This window comes from Alkalihalophilus lindianensis, from assembly GCF_032843265.1.
GTDB classification, from domain to species: Bacteria; Bacillota; Bacilli; order Bacillales; family Bacillaceae_D; genus Alkalihalophilus; species Alkalihalophilus lindianensis.
Genome location: NZ_JAWJBA010000211.1, coordinates 1 through 279, shown reverse-complemented (window position 1 = coordinate 279; position 279 = coordinate 1). Strand labels below are relative to the sequence as shown.

Below are 279 nucleotides of genomic sequence, written 5' to 3'. Positions count from 1 at the left end.
CTCCACCGCCTCCGCCACGTTATCACTGAACTGACCGCGCTGCTCCCCGACGGAAGCCGCGAGAAGCCGGGCGTCGCCGAACTGGCAGCCTATGGCTGCCCGACGCGCATGCATGTGATCCGGCTGCTGGCGCCGGCGCTCGCGAACGAGGACCACAGCAAGGATATCGACTTCAGCCCGTCGGGCATTCGCCAGCGCCGCGAGGCAGGATATGCCGACACGATGCGGACGCTGGAGGCGGCGCCGTGGCGCGGCGATTTCGACCCGCTTGAAGGCTTC

1 protein-coding gene is annotated in these 279 nt (G+C 68.5%); it reads left to right on the top strand.

The annotated features are described in order from the left end of the window. A partial coding sequence (locus RYX56_RS26565) for a DUF3734 domain-containing protein (RefSeq protein ID WP_317124066.1) occupies positions 1 to 279 on the top strand: 279 nt, incomplete at both ends.